At 62.8% G+C, this 457-nt stretch carries 1 protein-coding gene; it reads left to right on the top strand.

The features are described from left to right. Window positions 1–429 (top strand): 3-hydroxyacyl-CoA dehydrogenase family protein (locus DJ017_RS19925; RefSeq protein ID WP_264371508.1); only part of this gene is annotated, 429 nt, incomplete at its 5' end. Window positions 430–457: the final 28 nt, after the last annotated feature.

The following is a 457-nucleotide window of genomic DNA, read 5'->3' as shown; positions in this document are numbered from 1 at the left end:
CGTCGAGGCCAGAAGACCGGCGCCGGCTTCTATGACTACGACGAGAACCGCAATCCCCGGCCATCACCCGTCACCGAGCAGATCATTCGCGACTTCATGGCCAAGAAGGGCGTCGAACCGCGCCAGATCACGGACGACGAGATCCTCGATCGGAACATCCTGCCGATGATCAACGAGGGCGCGAAGATCCTCGAAGAAGGCAAGGCGATCCGGGCCAGCGACATCGACGTGGTCTGGGTCAACGGCTACGGCTGGCCCGTCTACCGCGGGGGGCCGATGTTCTATGCCGACCAGCTCGGGCTTGCGAACGTGGTCGCCAAGCTGAAGGAATATGAAGCGCGCTACGGCGCCGCCTTCAAACCTGCGGCCCTTCTGGAGAAGCTCGCGGCCGAAGGCCGCCGCTTCGCCGACCTCGACAAGGCCTCCTGAACTCAACCCAATTCGAAAACAGGAAGAG

The sequence above is a fragment of the Phenylobacterium soli genome (genome assembly GCF_003254475.1).
GTDB lineage: Bacteria > Pseudomonadota > Alphaproteobacteria > Caulobacterales > Caulobacteraceae > Phenylobacterium > Phenylobacterium soli.
This window is presented reverse-complemented; position numbering and strand designations above follow the sequence as displayed.